Source organism: Empedobacter sp. EJD.6dd (assembly GCF_057369435.1).
The window spans coordinates 2,551,774-2,568,460 of the sequence record NZ_CM170667.1 but is presented as its reverse complement, the minus strand read 5'-3'; the positions used below and the strand labels follow the sequence as shown (position 1 = coordinate 2,568,460).

Here is a 16,687-nt window from a genome sequence, read left to right as displayed (position 1 = left end):
TCACGTGTGATGTATTAATTTGTTAAATATATGTAAAAAGTATTTTTAAAAAGAACAATTTGAAGAATTGTCTTGTTTGGATTAATATTTTCAAAAAGTTTAAATCGTGTTTATTTGATGTTAAATCAATTAGAATTAATCAGCCGAAGAAAAATAAGTTTTAATTTTATACAAATCAACTTTATGAAAAAACTACTTCTTACATTTTTAGTGACATTTCTAATTCCATTTCAACTCTTTGCAGATGGTCCTTTTTTATATTCGTTGCCTTTTGGATCACATGTATATCCTGACGAAGCTATTTTAGAAAAAACAAAAGAGAAAGGAATTGATTATTCAACTTTCGAAAATTATTTGTTAGACAATAATAACGAATTAGGAAAAAAAGTTGGACTTATCTCCGAGCTCGAAGTTTTCTTTGTGCTGAATGATAATCAAAAACCATATTTTATCGAATTTAAGGATAAGTTTAAAAAATCAGTTCAAAAGAAATATGGCTCTAAAATTCCAATCAACGAACGTTTTTTAATTGCTTTGATGAATGATTATGATACAGAATCACCAAAAGTTGAAGTTTATCAAAAATTTGTAGATGAAAATTCTCAAAGTAGAACGATGCAATTTATTAATGTATTTGCTTTTAATTTTGATCTAATTTGGAATTCAAATAAAAGAGAATATACATATTTGAATAATTTTAAAGAGAGATATCAGGACAATTGTTTACAGAATTTTGATCATTTTAATAATGATACTTCTGCAGATGTTTTTCCTCAATTAGAAGAGATTATTACATTGGGTTACGATTGTGGATACAATTTGAAATGTCTTGCTCCATCAAATAATATTTTGAATGTGATGAATCAAAAAACAGATCTCATTTTAAATAAACTAGCAAATGCAGAACCAATTCCTCCAATGTGGGTGTCACCAAATGCTTCCTTGGTTGGGATGGCTGCCTATGAATGGCTGGGAAATGAGATGAATATTATTTCTAGTTTAAAAATTACAGATGAACAAAAAACTTTTTTAAATTATTTAGCGGTCAATGAAACCTATCTATATGTTAATCATATTGATCATTCAATATCTATTTACGATGCAATTGGTAAAAATTCTATGCAATTTACAAGGTTAAATATCCTAAAATCTGTTGAAAAAATTGTTCCAAAAAATGAATGGAAAAAAACAAATCAATTTTTTACGGCTTTTAAAAAAGAGTTTGATCAAAGTAATATGATGATTGACTCAAATAGAGGATTAATCAATCATAGAGAAATGATTTACTATTTTTATCTCAATCCAAATGATTTATTAAAAGTTTTTCAAAATCAACCTTAAACTTTTTCATAGACCTAAATTCTTAAATCTTGCCGATTTTATCCTAAATTTATATTTAAAATAACAAAAAAAATGAAATCAATTTATTTTCTTGGATTAGGAGCTTTAGGAGCAAAATATGCAGCGAGTTTTTATGACTATAATCCAGAAATTGTTCATGTCATTGTAGATGAAAAGAGAAAAGAGCGTTATCAAGAAAGTCGAATTTTTGTGAATAATAAAGCATATGATTTTAATTACGTCACAAATATTGAGAATAATACTTATCCAGATTATATATTTTTAGTCGTAAAAAGTTCTCACTTACCACAAGCAATTGATGATATGAAGCCATTTGTAGGTAAAAATACGATGATTGTAAGCTTGATGAATGGAATTTCTTCTGAACGAATTTTAGCAGAGCATTTTGGCTGGGATTGTGTTGTAAATGCAGTAGCTTATATGGATGCTGTAAAAATTGAGAATCGTGTGACATTTTCGAGTATTGGAAAAATTATTTTCGGTAAAATGGATAACGTAAACCATGATAAACTTGTCAATTTACATCAGATAATGAATGATGCTGAAATTCCAAATCAGTTGTCAAATGATATTCAGAAAGCACAATGGGCGAAATATTTAGTTAATGTAGTGGGAAATCAATTAACTTTTTTATTAGAGTTCCCTTATGGTCAATTTCGTTCAAACCAACATCTTGATGTTTTGATGGATTTAATTTCGAATGAAGTTATTGCGGTTGGTAATGCGCATGGTGTTGCAATAGGGCAGGAAGAAGTGAGTAAAATGAAGTCGACTATGAAAATTGTTGACGAATTTGGAAAAACATCAATGTTGCAAGATCGGGAAGCAAAAAGATATTCGGAAGTTGATGAATTTGCAGGTGAAATCATACATTTAGGAAAGCAATATAATATTCCAACACCATATAACGAATTCATTTATAATATGGTAAAATCAATCGAAGAAACATATTAAAATAGTTATAAAGTCATTCAAGTTTGGATGACTTTTTTATTCAAAATCGATCGCTTTTGGATAGGCTATTTTCTGAATAATGTAAATTCCAATCATAAAAAATATACTCATGATTAATGTTGCAACTGGTAAAAGCTGTAAAGATTGTTCTGGCATAATCATGGGAAGAATAATCATTGCAAAAGCTGGAGGAAGTCGTAAATCTGTTAGTTTCAAAACAATTGTAACAAGAAGTAAATCGATAATTCCGATTATTATCCAATTATCTAAATAATGCATTGTCAAACATCCAATCATACTTACCAAAAACATTGTAAGAATACGCTTTATTCGAACAGTTAATTTTAACGTTGGATTATTTAAAGATTCAAATGCGATTACAATAACAGGAGGAATCGCAGAAAACTCTTTGTAACCACAAAAATAACAAAGAATAAACCATGTTAAGCATAAACCAATTAACCATCTGTTATGGCTTGTATAGATGATTGGAACAGAATTTTCGCTAGGTTTTATTTTGAATAATTTTATGAAAACGAAAAGTAGAAAAACAAATAAAAAGAGTGCAAATAAAAAGAGTAAAGATTCTGCATTCGTTACAATTGGTAATAAACCTGTTGCTAACGCTGGTGCAAGCTGACTTTTAAAAACTCTTAATACGATTAGCATCGAGATCAAAACAAGAACCAATTTGAATGAAAATAAAATAGGGAGAAAATTAATTCCGAATCCTAAAATAGCTGTAATAGATGGGAGTAAAAAAATATGAAAAGGTCTTTGCAGCCATTTGTTTTCGCGAAAAGTTAAAATTCCGACTGATAAAGCGGCTACTTCAGGTAAAATAATTTCTTTGTCATCATAAATCATTGCGGCTGCAATCATAATTAAGATGAATAAAAAAGCAAAAGTGTATGATATAAATGATTCTTTATTACCTAAAATAGTTTTCATGAAATAAATGTATAAAAAAAACCTTTGCAAGTTTTGCAAAGGTTTTTTGTCGGGGTGGCAGGATTCGAACCTGCGACCTCCTGCTCCCAAAGCAGGCGCGATGACCGGGCTACGCTACACCCCGATTCGGTCATTCAAAAAAAGCGGAGAGACAGGGACTCGAACCCTGGCATCGGTTTCCCGATGACAGATTAGCAATCTGCTCCATTACCGCTCTGGCACCTCTCCTAGTTTTTAATAAAACGTGTGATCCAGTCAGGATTCGAACCTGAGACCTACTGCTTAGAAGGCAGTTGCTCTATCCAGCTGAGCTACTGGACCGATCCAAAATTTATTACTAAATCTGTCGGGGTGGCAGGATTCGAACCTGCGACCTCCTGCTCCCAAAGCAGGCGCGATGACCGGGCTACGCTACACCCCGATTCGGTCTTCTTTTTTGATAATAAAATCTTTTCGGATGAAAATTTTGTCGGGGTGGCAGGATTCGAACCTGCGACCTCCTGCTCCCAAAGCAGGCGCGATGACCGGGCTACGCTACACCCCGATAGATTTCATTATCGTGGGTGCAAATGTAAGGTGATTTTTGAAAATTAACCAAATATTTTTAAGAATATTTTTCTGAAACTTTCATATATGTTTCTAAATCTTTATCTCCTCTTCCCGAAAGATTCAGAACCACAATGTCTTGCGTTTTAAAATTAATTTTTTCTAAAGCTGCTAAAGCATGAGAAGATTCTAACGCTGGGATGATTCCTTCTTCTTTTGTTAACATAAATGCGGCTTCTAAAGCTTCATCATCTGTTGCATTTAAGAATTCTGCACGTCCAGTTTTGAATAAATGAGCATGTAAAGGTCCAACACCTGGATAATCTAATCCTGCCGAAATTGAATAAGGTTCGACAATTTGTCCATCTTTATCTTGCATCAATAAAGTTCGACTTCCGTGAATAATTCCTTCTGTTCCTTTGATAGTTGTTGCAGCAGTTTCTCCAGATTCTACACCTAAACCAGCAGCTTCTACGGCAATTAATTTCACTTCTTCATTATCTAAAAAATGATAAAAAGCTCCCGCAGCATTACTTCCTCCTCCAACACAAGCAATCACATAATCAGGATTTTCTTTTCCATATTTTTCTTTCATTTGTGCTTTGATCTCTTCTGAAATTATCGCTTGAAACTTCGTAACCATTGCAGGATAAGGATGGGGTCCAACAACAGAACCAATGATATAGAATGTCTCAGGGTTATTGATCCAATAGCGTATTGCTTCGTTTGTTGCATCTTTCAACGTTTTACTTCCAGAAGTTGCTGGAATAACTTCTGCACCCAACATTTTCATACGGGCAACATTTGGCGCTTGACGAGCAATGTCAATTTCTCCCATAAAAACGATGCATTCTAATCCCATTAAAGCACAAACAGTAGCAGTTGCAACACCGTGTTGACCTGCACCAGTTTCGGCAATAATTTTTGTTTTACCCATTCTTTTTGCCAAAAGAGCTTGACCAATAGCATTGTTGATTTTATGAGCCCCTGTGTGATTTAAATCTTCACGTTTCAATAAAATATTCGTGTTGTATTTTTTCGAAAGATTTGGAGCGAAATACAATGGACTTGGGCGACCAACGTAATCTTTTAATAACAGATTGAATTCATCTTTGAACTCTTTTGTATCTGCATAATCTTTTAAAGCTTGCGATAATTCTTCGCAATTATGATGTAATAATTCAGGAATAAAAGCTCCTCCAAATTCACCATAAAAACCTCTTTCGTCAACTTCGTATTTCATTTTTTTTATTTTTAATTTTGTTCAATTCGCCCATCAATTGTATCGATGAACTGTATTACTTCTTCAGCTTTTTTAATTCCTGGTGCTGATTCGAAACCACTATTAATATCAAACCCAATACATCTTGGATGTTGAAAATTTTTTAGAAGAAAAGCGTCTTCAAGTTCTATTCCTCCACTTAATAAAAAGGGTGTTGATAACTGATAGTTTTCTAACAATTCCCAATTAAACTTTCGCCCTGTTCCGCCATAATCAACAGATTTTGTGTCGAATACAAAACTATCAACAACTTGTTGATAAGTGGTTAATTGTTGAAAATCTTCTTTTGATTGAATTCCAATTGCTTTCCAGATTTTAAAATCTAAAAAGTTTTCATCGGTTAATAAATGTTGATGTTTTTGATTAATCAGTTCTTCGCAGAAACTTGCTGTTTCGTTTCCATGTAATTGCACAACATCTAATTTATATTTGATAACTTTTTGAATAATATCTTCAATCGATTCATTCACAAAAACACCAACTTTTTCTGCGTTTGGAAAAATTTCAAAAATCGCTTCATCTTCTACAAAACGTTTCGATTTTGAGTAGAAAATAAAACCTACATAATCTGGTTCGATTGCTGCAATTTCTTTGAAATTTTCAACGTTATTATTTCCACAAACTTTTACTTGAAAACGTTTCATTTTGATTCTTTTACAAATTGCTCAAATGCTTGAGAAGGATTATCTGATTTCATAAAATTTTCTCCAATTAAAAAGGCTTGAAATCCAGCTTGTCGCAATTCTTTTACAGTTTCTGGGTCAGAAATTCCACTCTCAGCAACTTTAATCAAATCCTGTGGTAATTGTTTTAAAATCTGTTTAGATTTTTCAATATCAACCTCAAAGTTTTTTAAATTACGATTATTGATTCCGATCAAATCAATGAATTCGTTTACCTTTTCCAATTGATCTTCTGAATGTAATTCCAATAAAATTTCTAATCCAATTTCTTTTGCCTTTTTTGCTAAATTGTAGACTTCGTCTTTTGTTAAACATTCGGCTATTAACAACATCAGATCTGCTCCAATCGCCTTTGTTTCGTAAATCTGAAATTCATCCACAATAAAATCTTTTCGTAAAATTGGAATATTCAACACATTTTTTGCTCGTTGTAAATCATCAAAACTTCCTCCAAAAAAATATTCATCTGTCAAAACAGAAACCACTGAAGCGCCATGTTTTTCGTAAGCAGTAACAACTTCTTGCACATTAGCATCTTTATTAATAAATCCTTTTGAAGGTGATTTACGCTTAAATTCAGCAATTATTCCAGACTTGGTTTTGTCCAAAATCGAAGCTTTTGCAGATTTAACTGGAAGAAGAAAATTTTCTGAATTTCTAAAACTTTCGATCGATTGAGTTTTCTTTTTTTCTAAAATTTCTTTGCGTTTTTGCGCGACAATTTCATCTAATATCGTTTTCATGGTTTCATTAATTTTTGGAATATGTTTAATGCTTTTTTACTTTCTAAACTTTCATTTGAAATTGCAACACATTCGATTAAATCTTTGGTTGGATAAATAGTTTTTAACGCTAAAGCAGCATTTGCCAAAACCACTTCTTTTTGTGCTTGGGTTGAATTTCCTTCTAAAACACTCAAAAAAATTTTTGAATTTTCTTCGATTGTTTTTCCTCCTTTTATATCATCTGGTTGAAGAGTTTTTAGTCCGAAATCATTACTTTCTAAAATAAATTCTCCCGAATTATTGTACACTTTTGTTGGCGATGTTAACGAAATTTCATCATAACCAGCCAATGCAGTCGAAATGGAATAGTTTACGCCCGAATTTTGCATTACATAATGATACAATCTCGCAGTTTTGATATCATATGTTCCCAAATTTTGAAAATTCGGCTGAACAGGATTTACCAAAGGTCCCATTAAATTGAAAAAAGTTTTTACAGCTAAACCTTTTCGAATCGGAGCAACTTTAGCTAAAGCTGGATGAAAAAGTGGAGCATGCAAAAATGTGATTCCAACTTTGTCATATTCACGTTTCAATTTATCTTGATCGGTCGAAAATTTGTATCCAAAACTATCCAACATATTCGAAGAACCGCTTACAGAAGAAGCACCATAATTTCCTTGTTTGATGATTTTTTCACCAGTTCCTGCTAAAACAAAACAACTCAACGTTGAAATATTGAATGTATCTTTTCCATCTCCGCCTGTTCCTACAACATCAATCGCTTGTCTAGGTAAATCAACTTTGATACATAAATCTAGCAAAGCACGACGATAACCTTTTAATTCTTCTAACGTTATATTGCGCATGTTGAATACGGTCAAAAATGAAGCTAATTCGAGATCAGAATATTTTTCTTCCGAAATTTCTACCATAATTTGATACGCTTCATCTTCGCTCAACGTATAATTTTCGAATAATAAATTTAATAATTTTCTCATTGTTTTAAGCTTCTAACCAATTTTTAATCATTTGATCTCCAAGTGGTGTTAAAATTGATTCTGGGTGAAACTGAACACCTCGAACATCGTATGTTTTGTGACGCAATGCCATAATTTCTCCTTTTGAACCAACTGCTGTAATTTCCAATTCTTCAGGGAAATTTTCGTTCGAAACAACCCAAGAGTGGTATCGACCAACTTCTAATTTTTTTGGTAAATTATTAAATAAAACATCATCTTTAATTACTTCAATTGTTGATTCTACTCCATGAAATACTTCTTGCGTATTCAATAAATTTCCACCAAAAACCTCTCCGATTGCCTGCTGGCCTAAACAAACGCCAAAAATAGATTTAGTTGCTGCGTATTTTTTAATAATAGGTTTCAATAAATTGGCTTCATCTGGAACTCCAGGACCAGGAGAAAGCAAGATTTTATCATACAAATCAACATCTTCTAATGAAATTCCATCGTTACGAACAACGGTAATATCTGTTGCATATTTTTTTAACGAATGCACTAAATTATAAGTGAACGAGTCGTAATTATCGATAACTAAAATTTTCATATTTATAGGTTTTGAGCGATTTCTATTGAGCGACGTAACGCTCCTAATTTATGATTAACTTCTTGTAGTTCGTTTTCTTCGACAGATTTGGAAACAACTCCAGCACCAGCCTGAAAATATAGGGTATTTTGCTTACTTACAAATGTACGAATCGCGATAGCCATGTTGATGTCGCCATTGAATCCTAAATAACCAATTGCACCACCATAAACACCACGATTTTGATTTTCGTAAGTATCTAATAGTTCCATTGCTTTATACTTTGGAGCCCCAGAAAGTGTGCCTGCAGGAAATGAATCTGCAAAAACTTTCATTGTGTTTGTATCAGATTCCAATTGCGCTGTTACTTTAGAAACCATGTGAATAACATGCGAAAAATATTGAATTTCCTTGTATTGTGCTACTTTAACATCTTCTGAATTTCTACTCAAATCATTACGAGCCAAGTCAACCAACATGACATGTTCTTCGTTTTCTTTTGGATCAGCAATTAATTTTTCTGTCAATTCTTTGTCTAAAGTTGGGCTTCCAGTTCTACGAACTGTTCCTGCAATTGGATGAATTTCGGCGTGATTATTATTGATGATAATTTGTGCTTCTGGCGAAGAACCAAAGATTTTGAAATTTCCATAATCGAAATAAAACAAATAGGGCGAAGGATTTACAGACCGTAAAATGCGGTAAACATTAAATTCATCACCAGAAAACTTTTGTTTGAATTGTCTCGATGGAACAATCTGAAAAACATCACCACGAAAACAAGATTGCTTACATTTTGTGACCATTTCTTTGAATTCGTCATCTGTTAAATTTGATTGAATTTCACTTTCGACATTAAAAGGATATTCAACAATTGATTTATTATTGATGACACTTTTAATTTCAGAAAACTTCGAAACTGTTTCATCATTTTGGTACTCGATGAATTGAATTTCGTTGTGAAAGTGATTAAAAACCACAATATTTTGATAAAATGAATACGAGAATTCTGGAATCGTTGCTTCATTTCCTTCTGCCGAAAAATTTACCGTTTCGAAATGTGGAATTGCATCCCAAGCAATGTAGCCAAATAACCCATTTATAGGTAAATCTTCTCCATTTTTAATAGCAAATTTAGAAGTAAATTCCTTGAATTTTTCTGTCAATTCTTGACCATTCAATGCATATTCTTTTGTTTCTCCATTTGCGTAAATCTCAGTTACAATTCCTTTCGTCACCTTGAACGTCGCAATAGGATTAAGACAAATAAAAGAGTTCGCATCAGTCTTCGAATGATAATCCGAACTCTCTAATAATAAGGCGTTTGGATAAATATCTCTCAGTTTCAAATAAAGCTGAACAGGAGTCGTTAAATCCGCTAAAACAGTTTCTTTCTGTATGTTAAAAGTTAAATTCATTTGTTAAACATTTAGGTTTAGAGCATAAAAAAAGGCTTGTCGGTTTCGACAAGCCTTTTCTACATATAACTACATAGAGGTCTTACGAACCAACGTTTTGCTGTTCGATAAACCACCACCAGTTATTTGTGAATAATGTTTTCATTGAGGACAAATTTAGAAAGGATTTTTAAACCAACAAATTATTTTTTGATAAATTTTTTAGTTCTTTCAACAATTGATATTTTTGAGTAAATAATAAAAACACAAACAAAATGGAATATAATTATAACAATCTTATTGTTGAAGTAGAAAATAAAATCGCACTGGTTACATTAAATCGACCTCAAGCATTAAATGCTTTGAACAAAGATTTATTAGATGATCTTTCTAATTTTTTTACAGATGTAGATTCAGATCCGGCAGTTCGCGTTGTTATTTTGACAGGTTCTGGAGAAAAATCGTTTGTTGCAGGTGCAGATATCAAAGAGTTTGCAAATTTTGATGGTTCTCAAGGAGAGCAATTGGCTGCAAAAGGACAAGAAAATGTATTTAATAAAATCGAAGACTCTAAGAAACCTGTGATTGCAGCTGTAAACGGTTTTGCTTTGGGTGGTGGTTTAGAATTGGCAATGGCTTCTCATTTCCGTATTGCTTCTACCAATGCAAAATTAGGTTTGCCAGAGGTTACTTTAGGTTTGATTCCTGGTTATGGAGGAACACAGCGTTTGCCGAAATTAATAGGAAAAGGTCGTGCGATGCAAGCAATTATGACTGCAGATATGTTCTCAGCAGAACGTGCGTATGAGATTGGTTTAGTAAACGAAGTTGTTGAACAAACAGAACTAATCAATCGTGCGAAAGAAATCGCTTCTAAGATTTCGAAAAATTCTTCTGTTGCTATTCATCATGCAATTAGAGCTATTAATGCTTCGGACAAAGACAATGGTTTTGAAATTGAAATTGAAAGTTTTGGAAATCTTTTCGAAGAAGAAGATTTTAAAGAAGGAACAACTGCTTTTGTAGAAAAAAGAAAACCGAATTTTAAGTAAAGTTAATTTAAAATATATGTATCAAAAGCTTCAAGATATCTTGAGGCTTTTTACTTTTACATCATGAAAAAAATAGTTATTGGATTCATTTTAATGATAAGTTCAGTGGTGTTCTCACAAGAAGTTTATCAAGTAATTGCTCAGGAAGGTTTGACTGTTAGAACAAGTCCGAATAGTAAACGTGTTGGGAAAATACCGTATGGATATCCTGTTAAAATTTTAGAAAAAGGAGAAGCTTTTTCAATCAAAGATAACGGGAAAGCTAAAAGTGGAAATTGGGTGAAATTAGATGTTAGTTCGTCTAAATTGATTCTTGATAAAGATGTCAATGATAACGCTTTGCAAGGTGATTTGTATACGTTTAGTGGTTATTTGATTACGCAACAAAATTTTATCAATCAGTTTGAAACAGAAATTGCTACTCATCCCGCCTTCAAAGAGTTTTATTTAGCGACTGCTTATAAATGTTTTGCTTTAAAAGGCGATTTTTTTGGTGATGGCGTTGTAGATTATTTGTACAGAATGATTGATACAAAAGGAAATACACGTTTATTTATTGTTGATAATCAGAAAAAGGGAAGTCAAATTTATGGTTTAGGAGGAGCAAAAGATCCTTTTAAAATTACAAATTACGATTTCGGAACATTAATGATGATTCCAAAAGGAACTCCACTTTATTCAAATTACAAAGATGGAATAAAAAGAAATTTAAATGGTGTTTCTAAAAATGAAATTGTAACTTTAGACTACGATGCGATTTATGTACATCAAGATAATGCAAAAGAAGGAGGTTTTATTTACCGAAAAGATGGTAAATGGAATTGGTTAAATCAAAAATAAAATAGTTATGCAAAATATTGAGAATAAAGTCGCTTATATAACAGGCGGAACAAAAGGAATTGGTTTAGGAATAGCAAAATCATTAGTAGAAAATGGGCTTAAAGTTGCTATTTCGGGTCGTAATATTGACGATGTAGAAAAAGCACGTCATTATTTAGGAAATCAAAATGTGTTGGCAATTCAATCAGATGTTAGACATTTCGAAGATGAGCAAAATGCTGTTGAACAAATTATTTCTACTTTTGGACGTTTGGATATCGTGATTGCAAATGCTGGTTTAGGAAAATTTGCTCCAGTAGATGAACTTTCTTTAGAGGATTGGAATGCGATGATTGATACGAATTTAACAGGTGTTTTTCATACAATAAAAGCTTCTGTTGAGGCTTTAAAAGTGTCAAAAGGTTATTATATTTCGATTGCGTCTTTAGCAGGAACTAATTTCTTTGCGAATGGTGCAGGATATAATGCATCGAAATTTGGAGTTGTTGGTTTTACACAAGCGGCTATGTTAGATTTGAGAAATTATAATATCAAATGTACTACGATTATGCCTGGTTCGGTTACTTCAAATTTTAATGATCATGTACCAAACTCAGAAGATGGATGGAAGATTCAGCCAGAAGATTTAGGTCAAATGGTTGTAGATTTATTAAAAATGAATCCGAATGTTTTACCAAGTAAAATAGAAGTTCGTCCTACGAAAACAAAATAAAAAAAGACCTCAATTAGAGGTCTTTTTTGTTTTATTTCTTTTTCAACTTTACAGTGAAATGTCTTAAAATCTCTGATTCCCAAGTGATTTCATAACCAGAATTGATTTCGTTTCTACGATCAAAAATATTTTTCAATGCGACAGCGATATAATCCATATGACTTTGGAAATACGTACGTCTTGGAATTGCCAAACGCAATAACTCTAATTTTGGATAACGATTTTCTCTTGTTTCAGGATCACGATCCGCTAAAATAGTTCCAATTTCAACTCCTCTAATTCCAGCTTCTTTGTACAATTCAATTCCTAATGTTTGCGCAGGAAACTCTTCACGTGGTACATTTGGTAAGAACTTGACTGCATCAACAAAAATAGCATGTCCGCCAATTGGTTGCTGAATTGGAATTCCAAATTCAATTAATTTATTCCCTAAATATTCAATTTGCTTGATACGCGATTGTAAGTAAGAATATTCTGTTGATTCCTGTAAACCTTGTGCTAAAGCAGCTAAATCACGTCCAGCTAAACCTCCATAACTTAAATATCCTTCATAGATAATTCCAAAATTTCCACAAATTTTATATATCTCTTCGTTATTCAGTGCAATAAAACCTCCTATATTTACCAAACCATCTTTCTTTGCAGACATCGTCATTCCGTCTCCGTAAGAAAACATTTCGATAACAATTTCTTTGATTGTTTTTTGCTTAAATTCTTCTTCTCTTTCTTTGATGAAATATGCATTTTCTGCAAAACGAGCTCCATCAAAAAAGACAGGAATTCCATATTGATTTGATAAATCTCGCACTTGACGAATATTTTCTATCGATACAGGTTGTCCTCCAGAAGAATTACATGTAACAGTGATTAACGTGAATGGAATTTTATCTTTTCCGTACTCTTTGTATACATTTTCTAATTTCTGTAAATCGATATTTCCTTTGAATGGATGAATTAATTCACTATCAAAAGCTTCATCAATTGTACAATCAATGGCATGTGCTTTTCTAAACTCGATGTGTCCTTTTGTTGTATCAAAATGCGAATTTCCAGGAACAACATGACCTTCTTTTACAAGAGCCGAAAACAATACATTTTCTGCTGCACGACCTTGATGCGTAGGTAAAAGAAATTTGAAACCTGTAATGGTATTGATTGTTTCTTTTAATTTTAGGAACGATTGAGAACCAGCATAACTTTCGTCTCCAGTCATCATTTCAGACCACTGTTTATCAGACATTGCTCCAGTTCCAGAATCAGTTAATAAATCAATAAATACTTTGTGGCTTTCGAGATTAAATAGGTTGTAGTCTTTTTCTTCTATCCACTTTTCACGTTCATCGGGAGTAGATTGATAAATTTCTTCGACCATTTTTATTCGAAATGGCTCGGCAAAAGGTAATTTCATTCTTTTTGTGTTTAGTGTAAAACTAAGAAACCTTTAGAATATTATCAATTAATTAATTAAAAACATAAAAAAATCCTCTATCAAACAGATAAAGGATTTTAAATTTTTCTATAGCTCGTTGTTAGTCAATAACAGGAACTGGTCTTTTGTTTTCGTTAATCGCAACTAACGTAAATGTTCCAGAGATTGCTTTATCTCGTCCATCTCTATACATACTTTCAATATAAGCATCAACTTGCACATCTAAACTTGTACGTCCTACGCGTACAACTTTTCCTATCATTTCGACAATAGTACCTGCAGGAATTGAGTGCTTAAAATCAATTTTATCGCTACTTACTGTAACAATAGGTTTACGACAAAAACGAGTTGCCGTCATAAAAGCAATTTCATCCATTAAATACATTACCGAACCTCCAAACATGGTGTTGTGGTGGTTTGTATCTCCAGGAAAAACAGCTTTGAAAATACGAGTTTCAGAATTGATGATACGTTGTTCTATCAACTCTTCTCTTGGTGTTTTGTCCACTTCCATTATCATATATTTACACGTTACTTTTTATTTAAATTAATTTTTGTGATAATGTATTTTTGTGGTGGTTTGATGTTTTCATACACATAATTTTACTTTTTTCGCGAAAGTTTATTTTAATGATTATCTCAACTATTGGTACTCTGACTTATCAAACAAATTGATTTACAGTTGCGCGACAGTTCGTGACTTGCACACGATTCCCCAATAATTTGAGTACGAATATGGTGCAAATATAAATTAGAAAAATGAAATTTTAAGATTTATTCTGATGAATTCGCCGGTTTGGAATAATTCGTGTAAATTCAACTTCCGAAATTTATATGAAGTAAGAAGTTTAAGAAATGAAAATAAAACCAATCAAAGATTTAATTCATAATCTAACCGAATGGAACGAATTAGTAGAGCAGACAAATGATTTGACTAATAAAGTTATACAAGATGTAAGTTTTTTACGTCAAAAAGTAAATTGGGAAGAGTATAACTTATGTAATACATCTTTCTTAGGATGTAAGTTTAAGCAAAATGAAGCTATTCATTTAATAGAACGTGGCGCATTTATTTATCCGAAATTCGAAGCAATTCCTTATAACCCATATCGTGGTAAATTATATACTTGGCAAGAGTTGATGCAAGGTTATGATCCAAATAATGATCAAAGCATTGATTTGAAAATTTACAAGCATTTTAAGAAACATAAATATAATCCATCTGTTTCAGAAGCATTAGCACAGCGTTTACATGATCTTTCAATTGATGATGGTTTGCGTAGAATTTTAGAATATGATGAAAACGGAATGACAAAGAAAAAAGTGGTTGGTTTTATGGGAGGACATTCCACTGCGCGTAATTCTGAATTTTATAACGAAACAGCTAAAGCAGCAAAATTAGCAACTGAAAAAGGATATTTTGTAGTTTCTGGTGGGGGTCCAGGTATTATGGAAGCATCAAATTTAGGTGCATATATGGCAAATTATTCGGATGAAGATTTAATGAATGCAATTAATATTTTGGCTGATTTAGATTTTGTAGACGACAATAAAACGGAATATCTAGCAAAAAACTTTATGACGAATGCACAGAAAGTTTTAGAATTTTATCCAAATGGGGCAGAAAGTTTAGCAATTCCTACTTGGTTTTATGGTCACGAGCCAAGTAATTTATTTGCAACAAATATTGCAAAATACTTTTCGAATAGTATTAGAGAAGATATGTTGTTAACGATTAGTTTATTTGGATTAATTTACGCTCCGGGAAGTGCTGGGACAACACAAGAGATTTTTCAGGAAGCTGCTCAAAACCATTATGGAACATCAGGCTATTATAGTCCGATGATTTTTTTGAGTAAAAAAAGATACGTAGAAGACACAGGAATTTATTCTGTTTTGCATCAATTAGCAACTGGTCGCACATACAAAGAGTTGTTATTTTTGACTGATAGTGCTGATTTAGCAATAGATTTTATCGAAAAACATCCACCAATCAAAGCAGATTAAAATTATTTTAGAATTAATTCAAAATATTTTTCAAATATTTACAACCACTTAAATTATTGAATTAAATACATTTAAGTGGTTTTTATTTGTATTCTGACCGAATAAAATAAAATAAAGTTGCAAAACATTTGGTATTTAAAATAATGAACGTATATTTGCAGTCCAATAACGCGAGATGGAGCAGTAGGTAGCTCGTCGGGCTCATAACCCGAAGGTCACAGGTTCGAGTCCTGTTCTCGCTACTAAATCGCGAGGTGGAGCAGTAGGTAGCTCGTCGGGCTCATAACCCGAAGGTCATCGGTTCGAGTCCGGTCCTCGCTACTAGCAAGAGAGTTTCTAAACAGAAGCTCTCTTTTTTTATGTCTTAACTTTAGGAATTGAATTGGATAAACTATTTTTGTAAGATGAATTTAGAAGAATATAAAAAACAATATAAATCAGATCAAGCTGTTGGAGGAATTGCTATAGAAAAGCGTTTAAAAGAAGTTTATGGAACTTTAGAACCTCGTTTTTATTCTCCACAAGTCATGTCTTTTCAAGGAGGAGACGACCCTATTGATGGTGTTGCTGTTTTTGATGTTAATGGTTATCATCATTTGGTGAGTTATGGTATGTCACATTTATACTATTCTGAGGAAAGTGTTGGTGGAGATTTTAGTAAATGGGGGTTTGAATTCTCTTTCCGAGTAAAACCTGTAAAAGAAGATAATGGTGAAGATCCGTTTTGGGTGGTTCAGTTGATGAATAACTTGGGTCGATTTGTAAACGAAACAAAAGTTTGGTTTGATGAATATCAATTTTTACCATTAGGAGGTCCAATTCGTTCAGATTCTGAAACAGATATTGTTGGTTTGGCTTTTATCAAAGATGTTGATTTAGATGAAATCGATACGCCTCATGGTAAGGTAACTTTTATTCAAATGATAGGACTAAATGCTGAACAATTGAAAAGATTAGAAGCTAATTCTACTAAAGAAGAAATAATGTCAGTAATCACTGAAATAAAGTCAGTTAACCCAAAATTTGTTTGCGAATTATAACAATTATTATTCAATTAAAAGATATTTACGTTAGCCTATTTCTTAAATTATGTTAAATGTAAAAAACACTATGTCAGTATTTTAAACTTGGTATTTGTTTTGATTATATCTAGACGTTAGTAGCACTAACAGTAGAATAAATTTTTCATAGGTTAGGTT

At 32.2% G+C, this 16,687-nt stretch carries 16 protein-coding genes, 7 tRNA genes and 1 riboswitch; of the genes, 9 read left to right on the top strand and 14 right to left on the bottom strand.

All coding sequences use genetic code 11. The features are described from left to right. Positions 1 to 183: 183 nt before the first annotated feature. Positions 184 to 1,341, top strand: a complete 1,158-nt coding sequence (locus AC2I98_RS12165) for a hypothetical protein (protein WP_486411932.1) — start codon at positions 184 to 186, stop codon at positions 1,339 to 1,341. A 72-nt stretch (positions 1,342 to 1,413) separates the two neighbouring features. Beyond that, positions 1,414 to 2,316, top strand: a complete 903-nt coding sequence (locus AC2I98_RS12160) for a ketopantoate reductase family protein (RefSeq protein ID WP_486411931.1) — start codon at positions 1,414 to 1,416, stop codon at positions 2,314 to 2,316. A gap of 36 nt (positions 2,317 to 2,352) precedes the next feature. On the opposite strand, the gene AC2I98_RS12155 is transcribed toward AC2I98_RS12160, so the two are convergent. From AC2I98_RS12155 to AC2I98_RS12100, 12 genes are all read right to left on the bottom strand, one after another. Then, positions 2,353 to 3,267 (bottom strand): hypothetical protein, encoded by a 915-nt coding sequence (locus tag AC2I98_RS12155; RefSeq protein ID WP_486411930.1) that lies wholly within the window; start codon positions 3,265 to 3,267, stop codon positions 2,353 to 2,355. Positions 3,268 to 3,316: 49 nt separating this feature from the next. Next, a tRNA-Pro gene (locus AC2I98_RS12150) sits at positions 3,317 to 3,391 on the bottom strand. Between the two features lie 20 nt (positions 3,392 to 3,411). After that, a tRNA-Ser gene (locus tag AC2I98_RS12145) sits at positions 3,412 to 3,495 on the bottom strand. A 19-nt stretch (positions 3,496 to 3,514) separates the two neighbouring features. Further along, a tRNA-Arg gene (locus tag AC2I98_RS12140) sits at positions 3,515 to 3,588 on the bottom strand. A gap of 25 nt (positions 3,589 to 3,613) precedes the next feature. Further along, positions 3,614 to 3,688 (bottom strand) — tRNA-Pro (locus tag AC2I98_RS12135). Positions 3,689 to 3,736: 48 nt separating this feature from the next. Beyond that, positions 3,737 to 3,811: transfer RNA gene (locus AC2I98_RS12130), tRNA-Pro, on the bottom strand. Positions 3,812 to 3,871: 60 nt separating this feature from the next. Then, positions 3,872 to 5,056, bottom strand: a complete 1,185-nt coding sequence (gene trpB / locus AC2I98_RS12125) for a tryptophan synthase subunit beta (RefSeq protein WP_486411929.1) — start codon at positions 5,054 to 5,056, stop codon at positions 3,872 to 3,874. A gap of 11 nt (positions 5,057 to 5,067) precedes the next feature. Then, the gene (locus AC2I98_RS12120) at positions 5,068 to 5,739 is read right to left on the bottom strand and encodes a phosphoribosylanthranilate isomerase (RefSeq protein ID WP_486411928.1); all 672 of its coding nucleotides are present in this window, start codon (positions 5,737 to 5,739) and stop codon (positions 5,068 to 5,070) included. Next, entirely contained in the window at positions 5,736 to 6,521 is a 786-nt protein-coding gene (gene trpC / locus AC2I98_RS12115) for an indole-3-glycerol phosphate synthase TrpC (RefSeq protein ID WP_486411927.1), read from the bottom strand. Before trpC ends, AC2I98_RS12120 begins: the two co-directional genes overlap by 4 nt. Further along, positions 6,518 to 7,504, bottom strand: coding sequence for an anthranilate phosphoribosyltransferase (gene trpD, locus AC2I98_RS12110; protein WP_486411926.1), 987 nt, complete (start codon positions 7,502 to 7,504; stop codon positions 6,518 to 6,520). The genes trpC and trpD overlap by 4 nt, the downstream gene beginning before the upstream one ends. Positions 7,505 to 7,508: 4 nt before the next feature. Beyond that, complete coding sequence (locus AC2I98_RS12105) at positions 7,509 to 8,072, bottom strand: anthranilate synthase component II (protein WP_486411925.1); 564 nt, start codon at positions 8,070 to 8,072, stop codon at positions 7,509 to 7,511. A gap of 2 nt (positions 8,073 to 8,074) precedes the next feature. Next, positions 8,075 to 9,469, bottom strand: a complete 1,395-nt coding sequence (locus tag AC2I98_RS12100) for an anthranilate synthase component I family protein (RefSeq protein ID WP_486411924.1) — start codon at positions 9,467 to 9,469, stop codon at positions 8,075 to 8,077. A gap of 254 nt (positions 9,470 to 9,723) precedes the next feature. Here AC2I98_RS12100 and AC2I98_RS12095 point away from each other — a divergent pair, with 254 nt between their 5' ends. The 3 genes from AC2I98_RS12095 (at position 9,724) to AC2I98_RS12085 (ending at position 12,052) form a co-directional block, all read left to right on the top strand. Next, positions 9,724 to 10,500, top strand: a complete 777-nt coding sequence (locus tag AC2I98_RS12095; RefSeq protein WP_486411923.1) for an enoyl-CoA hydratase/isomerase family protein — start codon at positions 9,724 to 9,726, stop codon at positions 10,498 to 10,500. 63 nt (positions 10,501 to 10,563) lie between these two features. Next, the gene (locus AC2I98_RS12090; protein ID WP_486411922.1) at positions 10,564 to 11,340 is read left to right on the top strand and encodes an SH3 domain-containing protein; all 777 of its coding nucleotides are present in this window, start codon (positions 10,564 to 10,566) and stop codon (positions 11,338 to 11,340) included. Positions 11,341 to 11,347: 7 nt separating this feature from the next. Next, positions 11,348 to 12,052 carry an SDR family oxidoreductase gene (locus AC2I98_RS12085; protein ID WP_486411921.1) on the top strand — a complete coding sequence of 235 codons (705 nt, stop codon included), beginning with the start codon at positions 11,348 to 11,350 and terminating at the stop codon, positions 12,050 to 12,052. 31 nt (positions 12,053 to 12,083) lie between these two features. Here the strand turns inward: AC2I98_RS12085 and tnaA are convergent, their stop codons facing one another. After that, entirely contained in the window at positions 12,084 to 13,460 is a 1,377-nt protein-coding gene (tnaA, locus tag AC2I98_RS12080) for a tryptophanase TnaA (protein ID WP_486411920.1), read from the bottom strand. Positions 13,461 to 13,581: 121 nt separating this feature from the next. Beyond that, a complete protein-coding gene (locus AC2I98_RS12075) occupies positions 13,582 to 13,995 on the bottom strand; it encodes an acyl-CoA thioesterase (protein WP_486411919.1) in 414 nt (137 codons plus the stop codon). 79 nt (positions 13,996 to 14,074) lie between these two features. Next, a riboswitch (adenosylcobalamin (AdoCbl) riboswitch) is annotated at positions 14,075 to 14,223 on the bottom strand. A 113-nt stretch (positions 14,224 to 14,336) separates the two neighbouring features. On the opposite strand from AC2I98_RS12075, the gene AC2I98_RS12070 reads away from it, so the two are divergent. From AC2I98_RS12070 to AC2I98_RS12055, 4 genes are all read left to right on the top strand, one after another. Next, positions 14,337 to 15,488 carry an LOG family protein gene (locus tag AC2I98_RS12070; protein ID WP_486411918.1) on the top strand — a complete coding sequence of 384 codons (1,152 nt, stop codon included), beginning with the start codon at positions 14,337 to 14,339 and terminating at the stop codon, positions 15,486 to 15,488. A 169-nt stretch (positions 15,489 to 15,657) separates the two neighbouring features. After that, positions 15,658 to 15,730, top strand: a tRNA-Met gene (locus AC2I98_RS12065). Positions 15,731 to 15,736: 6 nt separating this feature from the next. Next, positions 15,737 to 15,809: transfer RNA gene (locus AC2I98_RS12060), tRNA-Met, on the top strand. A gap of 83 nt (positions 15,810 to 15,892) precedes the next feature. Further along, complete coding sequence (locus AC2I98_RS12055) at positions 15,893 to 16,528, top strand: suppressor of fused domain protein (RefSeq protein WP_486411917.1); 636 nt, start codon at positions 15,893 to 15,895, stop codon at positions 16,526 to 16,528. The last annotated feature ends 159 nt before the right edge of the window (positions 16,529 to 16,687 follow it).